At 66.0% G+C, this 14,576-nt stretch carries 15 protein-coding genes and 3 tRNA genes; 11 read left to right on the forward strand and 7 right to left on the reverse strand.

Annotated elements, in window-relative coordinates; genetic code table 11:
- Positions 1–94: 94 nt before the first annotated feature.
- From ACIGKQ_RS10485 to ACIGKQ_RS10510, 6 genes are all read left to right on the forward strand, one after another.
- Positions 95–183: transfer RNA gene (locus ACIGKQ_RS10485), tRNA-Ser, on the forward strand.
- Between the two features lie 45 nt (positions 184–228).
- A tRNA-Arg gene (locus tag ACIGKQ_RS10490) sits at positions 229–301 on the forward strand.
- Positions 302–480: 179 nt separating this feature from the next.
- Complete coding sequence (locus tag ACIGKQ_RS10495; RefSeq protein ID WP_235723366.1) at positions 481–885, forward strand: NUDIX domain-containing protein; 405 nt, start codon at positions 481–483, stop codon at positions 883–885.
- Between the two features lie 126 nt (positions 886–1,011).
- Positions 1,012–1,803, forward strand: coding sequence for an aquaporin Z (aqpZ, locus tag ACIGKQ_RS10500; protein ID WP_235723367.1), 792 nt, complete (start codon positions 1,012–1,014; stop codon positions 1,801–1,803).
- Positions 1,804–1,932: 129 nt separating this feature from the next.
- The gene (locus ACIGKQ_RS10505; RefSeq protein ID WP_235723368.1) at positions 1,933–2,676 is read left to right on the forward strand and encodes a hypothetical protein; all 744 of its coding nucleotides are present in this window, start codon (positions 1,933–1,935) and stop codon (positions 2,674–2,676) included.
- Between the two features lie 80 nt (positions 2,677–2,756).
- Positions 2,757–3,380 carry a putative glycolipid-binding domain-containing protein gene (locus tag ACIGKQ_RS10510; protein WP_235723369.1) on the forward strand — a complete coding sequence of 208 codons (624 nt, stop codon included), beginning with the start codon at positions 2,757–2,759 and terminating at the stop codon, positions 3,378–3,380.
- An 8-nt stretch (positions 3,381–3,388) separates the two neighbouring features.
- Here the strand turns inward: ACIGKQ_RS10510 and ACIGKQ_RS10515 are convergent, their stop codons facing one another.
- A complete protein-coding gene (locus ACIGKQ_RS10515) occupies positions 3,389–4,360 on the reverse strand; it encodes a prephenate dehydrogenase (RefSeq protein ID WP_235723370.1) in 972 nt (323 codons plus the stop codon).
- Positions 4,361–4,504: 144 nt separating this feature from the next.
- Between ACIGKQ_RS10515 and ACIGKQ_RS10520 the strand changes: the two genes are divergently transcribed.
- The 5 genes from ACIGKQ_RS10520 (at position 4,505) to ACIGKQ_RS10540 (ending at position 6,396) form a co-directional block, all read left to right on the forward strand.
- Complete coding sequence (locus ACIGKQ_RS10520) at positions 4,505–5,050, forward strand: tRNA adenosine deaminase-associated protein (RefSeq protein WP_235723371.1); 546 nt, start codon at positions 4,505–4,507, stop codon at positions 5,048–5,050.
- A 44-nt stretch (positions 5,051–5,094) separates the two neighbouring features.
- Positions 5,095–5,529, forward strand: a complete 435-nt coding sequence (locus ACIGKQ_RS10525; protein ID WP_396573600.1) for a nucleoside deaminase — start codon at positions 5,095–5,097, stop codon at positions 5,527–5,529.
- 128 nt (positions 5,530–5,657) lie between these two features.
- Positions 5,658–5,936, forward strand: coding sequence for a hypothetical protein (locus ACIGKQ_RS10530; protein WP_396573523.1), 279 nt, complete (start codon positions 5,658–5,660; stop codon positions 5,934–5,936).
- A 99-nt stretch (positions 5,937–6,035) separates the two neighbouring features.
- Positions 6,036–6,245: a CsbD family protein gene (locus tag ACIGKQ_RS10535; protein WP_235723373.1), complete on the forward strand. Its 210-nt coding sequence runs from the start codon at positions 6,036–6,038 to the stop codon at positions 6,243–6,245.
- A 63-nt stretch (positions 6,246–6,308) separates the two neighbouring features.
- Positions 6,309–6,396: transfer RNA gene (locus tag ACIGKQ_RS10540), tRNA-Ser, on the forward strand.
- A 141-nt stretch (positions 6,397–6,537) separates the two neighbouring features.
- Here ACIGKQ_RS10540 and ACIGKQ_RS10545 read toward each other — a convergent pair.
- The 6 genes from ACIGKQ_RS10545 to nuoL all read right to left on the reverse strand — a co-directional run bounded on the left by ACIGKQ_RS10545 (position 6,538) and on the right by nuoL (position 14,566).
- On the reverse strand, positions 6,538–7,638 hold the full coding sequence (locus tag ACIGKQ_RS10545) for a Fic family protein (protein ID WP_328715480.1): 1,101 nt from the start codon (positions 7,636–7,638) through the stop codon (positions 6,538–6,540).
- A gap of 311 nt (positions 7,639–7,949) precedes the next feature.
- The gene (locus ACIGKQ_RS10550) at positions 7,950–8,525 is read right to left on the reverse strand and encodes a hypothetical protein (RefSeq protein WP_287016551.1); all 576 of its coding nucleotides are present in this window, start codon (positions 8,523–8,525) and stop codon (positions 7,950–7,952) included.
- Positions 8,522–9,307, reverse strand: a complete 786-nt coding sequence (locus tag ACIGKQ_RS10555; protein ID WP_396573526.1) for a hypothetical protein — start codon at positions 9,305–9,307, stop codon at positions 8,522–8,524. Before ACIGKQ_RS10555 ends, ACIGKQ_RS10550 begins: the two co-directional genes overlap by 4 nt.
- A 44-nt stretch (positions 9,308–9,351) precedes the next feature.
- Positions 9,352–11,040: an NADH-quinone oxidoreductase subunit NuoN gene (gene nuoN / locus ACIGKQ_RS10560; protein ID WP_396573527.1), complete on the reverse strand. Its 1,689-nt coding sequence runs from the start codon at positions 11,038–11,040 to the stop codon at positions 9,352–9,354.
- Positions 11,040–12,665, reverse strand: a complete 1,626-nt coding sequence (locus ACIGKQ_RS10565) for an NADH-quinone oxidoreductase subunit M (RefSeq protein ID WP_396573528.1) — start codon at positions 12,663–12,665, stop codon at positions 11,040–11,042. Before ACIGKQ_RS10565 ends, nuoN begins: the two co-directional genes overlap by 1 nt.
- Positions 12,662–14,566 (reverse strand): NADH-quinone oxidoreductase subunit L, encoded by a 1,905-nt coding sequence (gene nuoL / locus ACIGKQ_RS10570; RefSeq protein ID WP_396573529.1) that lies wholly within the window; start codon positions 14,564–14,566, stop codon positions 12,662–12,664. Before nuoL ends, ACIGKQ_RS10565 begins: the two co-directional genes overlap by 4 nt.
- Positions 14,567–14,576: the final 10 nt, after the last annotated feature.

Consider the following 14,576-nt stretch of genomic DNA (forward strand, 5'->3'; position numbering starts at 1 on the left):
TCAGGTCGCAGCCGGTCGGCCGTAGTCGCGGTTTGCTTCGTGGCGCACAGTGTGTGTAACCTTTCGCTTCGGCAGTTCGAAAGGACTCCGCCAAGGAGGCGTGCCAGAGCGGCCGAATGGGACTCACTGCTAATGAGTTGTCTCGCTAACACGGGACCGGAGGTTCAAATCCTCTCGCCTCCGCCGACCTACGGTCACGCCGACCGTGGGAGTACAACTGAATAGCACGCGCCCGTAGCTCAACGGATAGAGCATCTGACTACGGATCAGAAGGTTTGGGGTTCGAATCCCTACGGGCGCACTCGACACACGCCCCGTCACCATCAGGTGACGGGGCGTGTGTCGTTTTTGCGGAACCGCTCGCTCGGGAACCTGTGCACATCCCGGATCGAATTACACACATGTGAGTAGATTCTGTGGACAACTCAGACACAGCGGTCACCGCCGTTGTCGAACCTGTCAGGGCCTTACGATCACCGGGTGTCGAGTACCCCACGGATAATCGTTGTCAGCGGCGTCGTCATCCGGGACCGGCGTGGACACCTGCTCACCGTGCGCAAGCGGGGGACGTCGCGGTTCATGCTCCCCGGCGGAAAACCGGAGACATCGGAATCGGCGGTCGCAGCGGCGTCGCGCGAGTGCGAGGAGGAAGTGGGTCTCGTCATTCCGCCACACCGGTTGCGCTGCTGGGGGGAGTTCCGATCCGCGGCGGCCAACGAATCCGGATTCGAGATCGAGGCAACAGTATTCGGCTACGACGGTGTCGTCGACGAACTCACGCCTTCCGCTGAGATCGCCGAGATCCGTTGGCTTGACGTCGAGGACAGGCCGTTGCCCGAGGATCTCGCGCCGCTGCTGATCGACCATGTGATCCCGGCGCTCTGAACACCGGTTCGATCCGAGTGCGGAAACGGCACGGAAGAGTTTCGCAGGATTCACCGATCGCAAGCCCATCTCCGTTATCGTGACTCGCGAGATCGATGTCGTGACGTTCACCCGAAAGGTTCAGGCATGAACTCGTCCTCACCCGTCGCAAAATTGGCTGCGGAATTGTTCGGCACGTTCTGGTTGGTATTCGGCGGCTGTGGTTCAGCGATCTTCGCTGCCAAACAGATCGCGGAGGCCACCGATGGCGGCGACAACTATCAAGTCGGCATCGGCTACCTCGGTGTCGCGCTCGCCTTCGGTCTGACCGTGGTCACCATGGCCTACGCGGTCGGCCACATCTCCGGCGGACACTTCAATCCGGCGATCACCCTCGGCGCGGCGGTCGGCGGCCGGATCGCGTGGAAAGATCTGCCGGGCTACTGGATCGCGCAGGTGGTGGGTGGACTGCTCGCCGGGCTCCTGCTCCTCGTGATAGCAAGCGGCAAAGACGGATTCGACCGTATCGGCGGGATGGCCGCCAACGGGTACGGCGAGAACTCGCCGGACGGGTACTCCCTGCTGGCGGTGCTCATCGCCGAAGTCCTGCTGACGGCGTTCTTCCTGCTCGTCGTGCTGGGTACCACCGGCGGCAAGGCGCCCAGCACGTTCGCCCCGCTGGCCATCGGCCTGTGCCTGACCCTGATCCACCTGATCTCGATCCCGATCAGCAACACGTCGGTGAATCCGGCGCGATCCACGGCCGTGGCCTTCTTCAACGGAGACGGGGCGCCGGCCCAGCTGTGGCTGTTCTGGCTGGCGCCGTTGCTCGGCGGACTCATCGGCGGCCTGCTCTACCCGCTGCTGTTCGAGGACGGCAAGCTGAAATTCGGTGGGCAGGGAGCCGACCCGCAACGGGCCGAGGCGACGGCGCGGTAAGTCGATCAAGTGATCCGGGGGCCTGGGACGGTGGCGGCGGTGACATCCGGGCCGACGTAGTGTCGAAGAGTGGGCGTAGGAGCCCACGACCGGCGCAGTGCCGGTCGACGACACGACGGGAGGCCGACGATGGGAGATCCCACCGGAACGCCGCCCCGGTCGACACCACCGCCAACGGATGATCTCTATCGGACACCGATCTACGGCCAGCTGTATCCGCCGCTCGGCTATGCCCCGGACGGCACACCGATGTTCGTTCCTGGCCAACCGGCCGGTGCATCCGGACAGGCATCCCACGGCGACTCACCGACGGGCACACCACCCGGCGCACCTGACGATGGCGTACTCGCCGACGGGGCCCGGCCGTACGAGCGCGGCGAAGGAGTCGACGCCCCGCGCCGGCCGCCGTCGGATCGACGTCTCGTCGGTCTTGTGGCGCTCGTCGCGGTCGCAGCGCTCGGGCTGCTGGCCTTGACGGTCGGCCGCGCTGCGCTGCGTGGCGACGAACCCGTCACCCAACCGACGTTGCCGATGGTGATCTCCGAACTACCCACTCAGCCGCCGACCGCAGCACCCGGCGCGCCCGGGGGGCCCGGTGATTCGGCGCGTACCGCGGGCAAGGAGGTCACCTACGAAGTGGCCGCCAGCTCGCCGAGCACGATCCTCTACGTCGACGATGTGGGTCTGCGTACGACGGTCGGGGCGTCGGCGGCCTGGACCGTCACTTTCACCGGCTCGGCCAATCCGCTCCGGGTGCTGGTGCTCGCCGGCGAGGGTGAAGCGCGATGCACGATCACCGTTGATGGCCGCGTGGTCGCCGAGGATCGGATCACCGCGCAGTCACCGCGCCGGACCGTTTCCTGCCGGGCCTGAGGTGAGCGTGGTCACCGATCAGGGGCGTCAGCCTGCCCATCGAGTGTGTACGCCGGTGCCCAGGTCGCTACCGTAGATCCGTGAGTGCTTCGCAAACTGCTTCCGAGAACACCGCCGGGTCGGGCGGCTCGTCGACGGCGCCCGACCTCAAGACGATGGTCACCTGGCGCGGCGAGGGCGCTGACCGGCTCGAACAGGTGCGCCTGTTGGTCAACGGCGCCCGGATCAAGGCCTACGGCCGCATCATTGCCGCAGCCACCGACGCCCACGAGGCGTTCTCGGCGTCCTACGAACTCGTCACCAACGACAGCGGCGTCACCAAACGTCTGTCGCTGCATCTGGTGCGAGCGAGTGGCGAAACACAGATGGCGATCACCCGTGACGGTGAGCACAACTGGTTGGTCCAGACCACCGACGGCACGCAGCGCAGCGACTTCAATGGTGCCGAGGACATCGACCTCGCGTTGTCGCCGATGTTCAACGCCCTGCCGATCCGTCGTCATGGGCTGCACCGGGGCGGCAGCGAGATCGACGTTCCCGTGGTCTACCTGTATCTGCCCAGCGGAACAGTGGAGCCGGCCACCCTGCACTACACCCCGACCGCCGACGGGATCGACGTCGTGTCGCCGATCGTGACGTCGTCGCTGACGGTGGACGACAATGGATTCGTTGTCGACTACGCGGGCCTGGCCACCCGGGTCTGACCCACGGCTCAACCCAGCCAGACGCGGGCCTGGTGCGCCTGGCGCCGTAGCTGCTGAGCCCAGCCCGGCTCGCCGACCTGTACCCCGGTGATCGGCACTGGTTCCGACCCGGCAATCGCTTCATAGGCCAGTCGGGATCGGTGGCCGTCGTCCACCAGGACCTCCACGGTGCCGTGATCGCGCAGCTCGTCGCGTGCGGCCAGCAGCCGGTCGATGGTCTCGCTGAGCACATTCAGCAGTGCTATCCGGTTGGCCTCCAACATCGCCCGTTGCAGGCCCGGGGCCGTCGCGGCGACCCGCGTACCGTCGCGGAAGCTGCCCGCGGCCAGGCGTAGCGCCAGTTCGCTCTCGCCGGCACCCACCGCTGCGGTGGCCGCCGCGGTGAGATGGGGCAGATGGGAGATCGCCGCGACGGCCCGATCGTGCGCGTCGGGCGCGGCCGGCACCACCAGAGCGCCGACCGCGCGGGCCAACGCCGCTACCGCCGACCAGTCGTTCGGATCGGTGCCGTCCTCGGTCGACACCATCCACATCGCATCACGGAACAGATCCGGATCGGTCGCCGACCACCCGGATCGGCTGGTACCGGCCATCGGGTGCCCACCCACGTACCGCACACCCGGGGCGTGGCGGTCGACCGCGTCGGCGACCGCCCGCTTCACACTGATCACATCGGTCAACAGGCAGTTCGGCGCATGCGCGACCACCTCGGTGAGCAGCTCGTCGATCGTGGTGACGGGTGTCGCGAGCACCAGGACGGCGTCGTCGACCGCCGCGCGCTCGAGTGTGGACACCAGGTCGGTGGACGCATCGTGGCCCGACGCGACGGCGGCATCGACGGTCTCCGCCGAACGGTTGTACCCGAACACTCGATGTCCGTCGATCTGCAGTGCACGCATCAGGGAGCCCCCGATGAGTCCGAGTCCGAGAATGCAGATCGATCGGTTCGGTGCGGAGGGGGTGGCAGACGCGGCAGTCACCTCATCACATTCGCACACACAGCGGTGAGGCGGGAACGTCCGGGACCCTGGCGATGCGTCCGGGTCGGTGCGGCGGTGGACCGCGGTGCGGGGGGGAGGGGAGAGGACTTGGGCGGCACGCGGTTAGCGGCTACGGTGACCTGCATGGCAGGTGCCGGCGCGGGTGTAACAGGTGGTCCCAACAAACAGGATGTCAGCGACGAGATCGAGGGGTTCGCGGTCGCCGTTGTGCGCGAGGAGGGCGCGTGGAAGGTCACCGCGCTGAAGTCGTCGGCATTGTCCGATCTCGCCGACGCCGAGAAACAGCTTCGTTCGCTGCGCGCGACGGGCGCCGTCTTCGGGCTCCTCGATGTCGACGATGAGTTCTTCATCGTCCTGCGGCCCACCCCCCAGGGTCCGCGACTGTTGGTCTCCGATGCGACTGCTGGCATCGACTACGACGTGGCCGCCGACGCCCTGGACGCCATGAACATCGAGATCCCGGACCTCGACCCGGACGAACTCGACGATGTGGACCCCTGGGAGGAAGGTGATCTGGCGATCCTCGCCGACCTGGGGCTGCCGGATGCGGTGATGAGCATCATCGTCGGTGACACGGATCTCTACGCCGACGAACAGGTCGGGATGATCGCCGCCCGTCTCGGATTCGCCGACGAACTGTCCAAGGTGCTCGACAAGCTGGGACATTGAGCCCAACCGGTGGCGGGTCGCCGCGCGCGCACTGGGAGACCATGATGCGTGAGGCTCTCGCCGCCGCGGCCGAGGCCGGCGACGACGACATCCCCATCGGGGCGGTGGTGCTGGATCCGGACGGGATCGAACTGGCGCGCGCAGCGAATCGTCGTGAGGCGCTCGCTGACCCGACCGCGCACGCCGAGATCCTGGCGCTTCGTGCCGCCGCGAGCCGCTTCGGGGACGGTTGGCGGCTGTCCGGCTGCACGCTGGTCGTCACCGTCGAACCGTGCACGATGTGTGCTGGCGCGATCACGATGGCGCGGATCGGTGCGCTGGTGTTCGGCGCGTGGGAGCCGAAGACCGGCGCTGTCGGCTCACTCTGGGATGTCGTCCGCGATCCACGGCTGGCGCATCGGCCGGAGGTCGTCGGCGGGGTGCTCGAAGCGCAGTGCCGCGACCTGATGCTCGACTTCTTCCAACCCCGACGGACCTGAGGTGCGCGGCGCCCTGAAGTGCGATTTCAGGGTGAATCTCAGGGTCCATGGGCGCGCTTCCTCTGGCAGATTGGAGCCATGGGCGCGCACGGTGCCGTGTGTGCCACCCAACAAACCGAGGAGTGGCCATGTCCGATGCGACCGACAAGATCAACGAGGTCGTCGACACCGTCCGGGACAAGATCAACGAGTTCGCGGCCAGCGACAGCGTGCACGACGCGGTGAACACGGTCCGGGACAAGATCGACGAGTTCGCGGCCAGCGACACCGTCCAGGGAGCCGTCGACACCGCGAAGGAGAAGTTCGGCGAGATCGCCGAGAACGAGAAGGTGCAGGAGGCCGTCGCCGTCGCCCGGGAGAAGGCAGGGGAGTTCAAGGATCGCCTCGGCGGGTCGGGTTCGCACTGACCTGCGGTTGTGGAGAGGTTTGAGCTTCCATGGCACGGTGGTAAGTGCTCTCGTAACCTGGGGCATCCGGTCCCGGGACTCTCACGGAGGAGGCAGTTCATGGGTATCGAGGACGACGCCAAGAACAAGGCCGAGGAAATGAAGGGACGCGGTAAAGAAGCTGCCGGTTCCCTCACGGACAACGAGGACCTCAAGCAAGAGGGCAAGAGCGACCAGGGCATCGCCCAGGGCAAGCAGAAGGTCGCCGACGCCGCTGATGCCGTCAAGGGCAAGGTCGACGACGTCAAGAACAAGCTCACCGGTAACTAGCGCCCTAGGTCGCTCTGACCAGCCAATTTAGGCTCAGGCGTCGACTGCGGTACAGTCTTCCGCGGTGGCGTGTCCGAGCGGCCGAAGGTGCAGCACTCGAAATGCTGTGTGCGGTAACCCCGTACCGAGGGTTCAAATCCCTCCGCCACCGCAGCGAACGGCCCCTCATCTATCCAGGTGAGGGGCCGTTTCGTATCTCAGCTGTGGTGCATCGAGTGTGTTCTACGTCACGAAAACCTGTCAAAATTCTCGCGCTTTTTTGACCTGTTCGTCGGACATGTCAAGTCTCTTGCTAAGTCTCTAGAGGCTCCTCGCGAGCCAAGACACTCAGAAACTCGCGATTGATGAAGAGTCGGTCGCGCCCCACCCTGCGGTCCTCGAGCAGGCCGGCGTCCACGAGAGCACTGAGCCAGCTCGTGGCGGTAGGCCGTGAGATGTCGCATCGCTCCATGACACTGTTGATTCGGCAGTACGGTTGCTCGAACAGGAGCGACTGGAATTCTGAGTGTGCCGCCCCTTTGGAGGTGGCGCGCGAACGCCTCCCGAAGCTCTCCTGGAGTTCGTGGATGGCATCGATCTTGCGCAGCGTGATCTGCGATGTGCTTTCGATGCCGGTCAGGATGTAGAGCACCCACTGCTCCCAGGCTTGCTCGGAGGTTACGGCTAGCAGGAGTCGGTAATAGTCGTTCTTGGTGTCGATGATGTAGCGCGAAAGGTACAGGACCGGCATCCGCAGGAGCCCTGCCTCAACCAGCATCAACACGTTCAAGATTCGTCCTGTCCTGCCGTTGCCGTCCGAGAAGGGGTGGATCGCTTCGAACTGGTAGTGGGCGGCCGCCATGCGGACGAGCGGGTTGAGTCCATCGTTGTTGTGAACAAAGCGCTCCCAATCGGCCAGCTTGTCCTCGATCAGGTCTCGGCCTTCTGGAGGGCTATAGATGACCTCGCCCGTTGCGGGGTTGGCGATCCGTGTTCCGGGAATGCTCCGAATCGTCATCTCGTGACCCTTGATGATGCTGCACACCGTCAACGCGGTTGAGGCGGTGAGTCCACGCTCCTGCGTGCGAGTGAAACCGGCGTGTAGTGCTGTGCGATAGCGCAGGGTTTCGCGAGTAGCGGGATCGGTGGACGCCGCTCCGTCGTCGTCAACGTGGCGAAAAAGCTCGTCGGTCGTGGTCACGATGTTCTCGATCTCAGAACTGGCCTGTGCTTCGAGGACCGGTATCGAGTTGATCAGCACGGCGGGGTTAGGCATCGACACGGCGGCCTGGTCCAGTTTCGCGAGCGCAGTACTTGCGCCGATCGCGGCTTTTAGTACGGCCCGGGATTCGAGGCTGTCCGGGGTTGGCGGTAACGGCAGTGCGTTGTACGGCTCTTCAGGCTGCCAGGACATGCTGGGACTCTTTCACGAGACTAGCGACGTGTGAAAATATCGGACAGATTTTTACACGTTTTGTGAACATGTGAAGAGTTTTTCGCAATGCCGCTCGCGCCCAGTACCACCTCCGATCCGCTCCGGACACCGCCTCCGTCCGGCCCGGACGGTTCATTCTCACCCTCTGAGCTGGTCGGATGCGGTCCGGTTCAGGCGGATGACTGGCCGGCGGTGCCACTGTGGTTCTCGTGCCGAAACGCGGCACACACGATGGATCAACGAAAGGGTGAACCAATGCTCACCGGACTCACCCAGTTCTTCAACGACGCCTACCTCTTCGGCGGCGACCTGCTGAGCGTGGCGATCAACCTCGCTGCCTGATCGAGAACGCAGGCTGCTCGAGTAGCAGATATCGGCCCGCATTCTCCTGGGCCGGCCGAGCCCGGTGCGCAGAGCTCGTCCAGTTTCGTGAGGTAGGCGCCCGCGGCCGCATCGTCGAACGGCGCGACAAAGATCTCTTCGAGTTGGTCGACGGCCAGCACATATGGCTTCGACTCCACGGCTCGATCCCGTATCCACGCATCGAGGTGACCGGCGGGCACCGCGGTCGGAGTCACCAGCAGTACGTCGACGTCGTCTCGGATCCGCGCGGCGAAGCCGGCTTGCAGCAGCGGCGACTTCCTCGCTCCGGACGAGTCCAACAAAACCAACAGCTCACCGGCAGAGCTGGTGTCGACGATCGCGCCTGCTGCGCACGTTCCCAGAGTTTTCGCCAGTTGGTCGCCGAATACTGCCCGGGCGCGGGCGCTGACGGCCTTCAGCGGTGGGGAACCGGCATCGGAGTACAGGACGTCGAGGCGGCGCGCCAGTTCGGCGCGCGGGTCGGCGTCGGTCGGAGCGTTCACCCGCTGAGCTGATCAGCCATTCCCGGGCGCAGCAGCGCCGAGATCTCGTCCCACGGCACGGTGACCGGCAGCCAGTCACCCAGCGCGTGGACCACCGGGACATATGTGTGGAAACCGTTGGCCAACGGAACCCAGTTCAGGAAGTTGTCGACATCGGGGTGGGTCGGATCGACTCGCGGATCTATCCGGGCCACGGCGGCCGCCAATTGTGCTGCGGCGGCGTCGGTGTCGACAAACACGTCGTCGAACAGGATCGGTTGGGCGGTGTGGGCGTCGATGGTGATGGTGGCCACGTGGTTGTTCGGGTGGGCGGCGCCCTGCGCGTACGTCGTGAAGATCGCGGTGCCGGCGACCACGTCGTCGGTGATGGTGGTGATCCGGCTGCGTTCGTCGTCGGCCAGCGAGCCGTCGGAGACGGTGGTGTCGGTCAAGCCGGTCACCACATCGTCGAGGGCGGCGCGCATCCCGGAGTTGAACCGGTCGCGCACCGCGGGTGTGCCGCCATCGACCTGGGGCAGTTGCACATCGTAAGTGGTGCTCGCGCGGCGGCCGTCGGTGCGGAGGAGGGTGGGGCGGACCAGGGTAGGGTGGTATCCGTTTGCCGATGCCGCGGAGTCCGCCGCGGGTTCGTCGGCGAACGATGACTCGGTCAGCGCCACCACCGTCGTCTCCACGGTGCGCGACGTCGGCACGGCTGTCGAGTCGTTGGTGCTGCAGCCGGCCGACATTCCGGTGGCGCACGCCAGCGCCGCCACCACGGTTGCCGCACGCAGAAAGCGCATTCCTGAACTGTAGCCGGGTCGTCCGGCACCGGTCGCACGGTCGGTCACGACAGGAACTGCGCCGCGTTGGCCGCGAGGTCCAGCAGCGGCTGCGGGAAGATCCCCAGTCCGATGGTGACCACAGTGCACACCGCGATCGACGACGTCGTGAGGACACTCGGTTTCACCACGTGAGGGGCGTCCACCGGGACGTCGGCAAAGAACATCGCGACGATGATGCGGACGTAGAAGTAGGCCGCGATGGCGCTGCTGATGACACCGATCACCACCAGGACTCCGGCGCCGCTGCCGGCCGCTGCCGCGAACACGTCGAACTTCGCGATGAAGCCGCTGGTGAGCGGGATGCCGGCGAAAGCGAGCAGAAACATCGAGAACATCGCGCCGACCAGCGGGTAGCGTCGGCCGAGTCCGGCCCACTGTGCGATGTCGGTGGCCTCACGGCCGGACATGTGCGGACCCGACTGGCGATCCGGCTCGCGCACCACCGCCACCGTGGCGAAGGCGCCGAAGGTGGAGAACGCGTACGCCGCAAGGTAGAACATCGTCGCCGCCAGGCCGGCCTCGTCGAAGGCCACCAATCCCAACAGAATGAATCCCGCATGAGTGATCGACGAATACGCAAGCATCCGTTTGACATCGGTCTGGGTCACCGCCATCACGGCGCCGAAGAGCATGGTGGCGATTGCCACCGCCCACACCACGGGCTCCCAATCATCTCGCAGACCACCGAAGGCCGTGTAGAACACCCGCAGCAACGCGCCGAACGCGGCGATCTTGGTGGCGGCCGCCATGAACGCCGTGACCGGCGTGGGGGCGCCCTGATACACGTCCGGAATCCAGGCGTGAAAGGGTACGGCGCCGACTTTGAACAGCAACCCCACCGCCAACAGGCCCAACGCGATCAGTGGCAACACGGTGTCGCCGGCCGGCTCGCGAGCCGCCGCGTCGACCGCCTCGCCGATCGCCCCGAGTTGTAGCGATCCGGTCGCCCCGTAGGCGAAGGCGGCTCCGAACAGGAAGAACGCCGACGCGAAGGCGCCGAGTAGGAAGTACTTGAGCGAGGCCTCCTGCGAGATCAGTCGGCGTCGACGCGCCAGACCGCACAACAGGTACAGCGGCAGTGAGAACACCTCGAGCGCGATGAACATCGTGAGCAGGTCACCGCATGCGGGAAACAGCATCATTCCGCCGACCGCGAGTAACGTCAGCGGAAACACCTCGGTGGTGAGACCACCCGCGCGGGTCGCCTCGAACTCGGCGTCGGTGTTGGGTACCGATGCCCCGGACGGGGTGAACATGTCCGCCTCGACCGACGACAAGGTGGCCTGGGCGGCGGCTCCCGGACCGTCGCTGACCCGTTGGCCCGGTGCCGGTGCGGCCACCACCCGTTCCAGCCGCCGCTCGGCCATGAAGGCCACCGAGGCGATCGCGATCAGCACCAGCAGTCCCTGCAGGAACAGCGTCGGGCGGTCGATGACCACCGCACCGGACATGACGGATTCACCGAGACCGCCGCCGCGGGTCTGGGCGACGGCAACCGTGATGACGGCGACGAGCGCGGCAACGAGACCGCCGAGCGACAACACCAGGTGCGTCGGGTACCGCAGCCGTCGGGGCGCGAACGCTTCCACCAGCACACCGACGACGGCGACACCGAACACGATCAGCATCGGCGACAGTGCGCCGTAGGCGACGCTGGGTGCCTCGATGAGGGCGAGCTGTGCAACCGTCATCACCGGTCTCCCTCCGTCGGTACCACGATGGTGGGTGTGGGGTCCTGCTCACCGATCGTGCTCATCGTGTGTGTGACGGCCGGATCGATGATGTCGAGCAACGGCTTCGGGTAGACGCCGAAGACCAGCAGCAGTGCGAGCAGCGGTGTCACGACCGCCAGCTCCCGCCCGTGGAGGTCACGCATGGGGCGGGTCGCGGCTCCCGGTCCTTCCGCGGATGCCGGTCTCGGGGGGCCGCCCATCATGCGTTGGTAGGTCCACAGGATGTAGATCGCCGACAACACCAGGGCGCTCGCGGCGGCTATGGCGGCCACCGGGTAGCGAGTGAACGTGCCGATGAGGACCAGGAACTCGCTGATGAACGGTGCAAGTCCGGGAAGCGACAGCGTGGCGAGTCCGGCCACCAGGAAGGTGCCGGCCAGAACAGGCGCGACCTTCTGCACGCCGCCGTAGTCGGCGATCAGTCGGCTACCGCGCCGCGATACCAGGAACCCGGCGACCAGGAACAATGCGGCGGTGGAGATCCCGTGGTTGACCATGTACAAGGTCGAACCGGTCTGGCCCTGGCTGGTCAGCGCGAAGATGCCGAGGATGATGAACCCGAAGTGCGAGATCGAGGTGTAGGCGATCAAGCGCATCACATCGGTCTGTCCGATCGCGAGGATCGCGCCGTAGACGATGCCGATCACCGCGAGGGTTGCGATCAGGGGTGCGAAATAGCGTGCGGCATCGGGGAACAACTGCAGACAATAGCGCAGCATGGCGAAGGTGCCGACCTTGTCGACCACCGCCATCATCAACACCGCGCTCGCCGGTGTGGCCGAGACCGCGGCATCGGGCAGCCAGCCGTGCAGCGGCCACAGCGGCGCCTTCACCGCAAACGCGAACATGAAGCCGAGGAACAGCATTCGGACCAGACCGGTGCCGGCGTCGAGTTCTCCGGCGGACACCGCGTCGACGATGACCCGCAGATCGAAGGTGCCCGCCCCGTCGCTGCCGAGCCCGGATCGTGCGGTCACCACGTACAGGCCGATCACCGCGGCCAACATGATCAACCCGCCGAACAGGTTGTACAACAGGAACTTCACCGCAGCGCGGGCACGATCGTTCCCCGCACGGACCCCGAATCCGCCGATGAGGAAGTACATCGGGATCAGCATCGCCTCGAAGAAGATGTAGAACAGCAGGATGTCGATGGCGACGAAACTCATCAACACCATCGCCTCGACCGACAACATCAAGGCCAGATAGATGTGCGGTCCCTTCTGTCTGCGCCCACCCGCATGATCCAGTGACCCGGAATGGTCGGCGTCGTGCCAGCCCGCGAGGATGAGGATGGGCAGCAGCACCGTGGTCAGCAGGACCAGCACCAACCCGATGCCGTCGAGGCCCAACGCGTAGCGCGTCCCGATGGCCGGAATCCAGCGCAGGTCCTCCACGAACTGGTATCGCGCGCCGTCGGCGTCGAAACCGACTGTCAGTCCGAGGGCCACCCCGAACGTGGCCAGCGAAACCGCCAGGGCCCACCACTTGGCGAGGTCGGGGCGGGTGTTCGGCACGGCGAGCGCCGCCACCCCGCCGAGGGCCGGCAGGAGCCACAGGATGGTCAACCAGGGGATGTTCACAGCACATTCACCACCATCACCAGCGCGACGATCGCCAGGGCGCCGGCGAACATCGACAGCGCGTAGGAACGCACGTAGCCGTTCTGCCAGGACCGTACTCGTTGTGACGCCCGGGCGATCGTGGTTCCGACACCGGTGGTCAGTCCGTCGACACCGTCGCGCTCCACCGCGACGAGCCCCGCGGTCAGGTGCTGGCCGGGCGCCATCAGTAGTCGTTCGTTGACGGTGTCGCCGTAGAGATCACGTCGCGCGGCGACGGTCAGGGGCCCGACATCGTCGGGCGCCGGTACGACCACCGGGCGGATCGCGTACTGCCGCCAGGCCAGGCCGATGCCGATGGCCACCACGGCGAGGATGGTCGCCGTCACCACCCATGCCGGCACCGCGAGCTCGTGATGCTCTTCGCCGACCACGGGTTCGAGCCAGTGCACCAGCGAATCACCCCACGCCAAGGCGGCGCCGGCGACCACCGAACCGATGCCGATCAGGATCATCGGGCCGGTCATCACCCCGGGAGATTCGTGCGGATGCGGGGACGGATCGTCGGCCCATCGTCGCTCGCCGAAGAACGTCAGGATCATGACCCGGGTCATGTAGAAGGCGGTGATTCCGGCGCCGAGGAGCGCGGCACCACCCAGGAGCCAGCCGCCGACGCCGCCGGACGCGAAGGCTGCCTCGATGATCGGGTCCTTGGAGAAGAAGCCGGAGAACGGTGGCACGCCGATGATCGCGAGGTAGCCGACCCCGAAGGTGGCGAAGGTGATCGGCATCAGGGTGCGCAGCCCGCCGAAGCGACGCATGTCGGTCTCGTCGTCCATGGCGTGCATCACCGACCCGGCGCCCAGGAACAATCCGGCCTTGAAGAAGCCGTGGGTCAGCAGATGCATGATGGCGAAGGCGTATCCGGCCGGGCCGAGTCCGGTCGCCAGCACCATGTAACCGATCTGGCTCATCGTCGACGCCGCGAGTGCCTTCTTGATGTCATCCTTGGCGCAGCCGATGATCGCGCCGAACAGCAACGTCACCGCGCCGACCACGGCCACGCCCGCCTGTGCCGCGGGCGCGAGATCGAAGATGGGGTTAGAGCGCGCGATCAGGTAGACGCCTGCGGTCACCATGGTGGCGGCGTGGATCAGCGCCGACACCGGGGTGGGGCCTTCCATCGCGTCGCCGAGCCACGACTGCAACGGGACCTGCGCCGACTTTCCGCAAGCGGCCAGCAGCAGCATGAATCCGAGTGCGGTGACCACGTTCTCGCCGACCTGTCCGGCGCCGGCGAACACCGCCTCGAAACTCACCGCACCGACGGTGGCGAACATGATCATCAGCGCGACCGCGAGGCCGATGTCGCCGACGCGGTTGACCACGAATGCCTTCTTGGCCGCAGTCGCCGCGGTCGGCTTGTACTGCCAGAACCCGATCAACAGATACGATGCGAGCCCCACGCCTTCCCAGCCGAGATAGAGGCCGAGATAGTTGTCGGCCAATACCAGCAGCAGCATCGCGGCGAGAAACAGATTGAGGTAGGCGAAGAATCGGCGACGATCCGGGTCGTCGGCCATGTAGCCGATCGAGTAAATGTGGATCAGCGATCCGACCCCGGTGATCAGCAACACAAAGCACATCGACAGCTGGTCGAGTTGCAGTCCGAAGTCAACCTGCAGCTGACCCACGGGTATCCAGCTGAACAGGATCTGGTGCGCGGCACGATCATCGGCGCCACGGCCGAGCATGCCGACAAACATGATCAGTCCCGCCACGAACGACGCCAGCGCGAGTCCGGTACCGAGCAGGTGGCCCCAACGGTCGGTGCGTCGGCCGCCGAGCAACAGAATCGCTGCGCCGATCAGCGGAAGTGCGGGCACCAGCCAGAGCAGGTCGGCGGTCGTCTGGGAGCTCACCGGCACCTCA

Origin of the sequence: Gordonia sp. NPDC062954 (assembly GCF_044543825.1) — a bacterium.
Taxonomy (GTDB): domain Bacteria; phylum Actinomycetota; class Actinomycetes; order Mycobacteriales; family Mycobacteriaceae; genus Gordonia; species Gordonia tangerina.

What these genes read in the sequence shown, in the direction of transcription:
- ACIGKQ_RS10505 (WP_235723368.1), top strand. Translation starts at nt 1,933, where the DNA reads ATGGGAGATCCCACCGGAACGCCGCCCCGGTCGACACCACCGCCAACG.
- ACIGKQ_RS10525 (WP_396573600.1), top strand. Translation starts at nt 5,095, where the DNA reads ATGCGTGAGGCTCTCGCCGCCGCGGCCGAGGCCGGCGACGACGACATC.
- ACIGKQ_RS10520 (WP_235723371.1), top strand. Translation starts at nt 4,505, where the DNA reads ATGGCAGGTGCCGGCGCGGGTGTAACAGGTGGTCCCAACAAACAGGAT.
- nuoN (WP_396573527.1), bottom strand. Translation starts at nt 11,040, where the DNA reads ATGACGGTTGCACAGCTCGCCCTCATCGAGGCACCCAGCGTCGCCTAC.
- ACIGKQ_RS10545 (WP_328715480.1), bottom strand. Translation starts at nt 7,638, where the DNA reads ATGTCCTGGCAGCCTGAAGAGCCGTACAACGCACTGCCGTTACCGCCA.
- ACIGKQ_RS10530 (WP_396573523.1), top strand. Translation starts at nt 5,658, where the DNA reads ATGTCCGATGCGACCGACAAGATCAACGAGGTCGTCGACACCGTCCGG.
- ACIGKQ_RS10555 (WP_396573526.1), bottom strand. Translation starts at nt 9,307, where the DNA reads ATGCGCTTTCTGCGTGCGGCAACCGTGGTGGCGGCGCTGGCGTGCGCC.
- aqpZ (WP_235723367.1), top strand. Translation starts at nt 1,012, where the DNA reads ATGAACTCGTCCTCACCCGTCGCAAAATTGGCTGCGGAATTGTTCGGC.
- ACIGKQ_RS10535 (WP_235723373.1), top strand. Translation starts at nt 6,036, where the DNA reads ATGGGTATCGAGGACGACGCCAAGAACAAGGCCGAGGAAATGAAGGGA.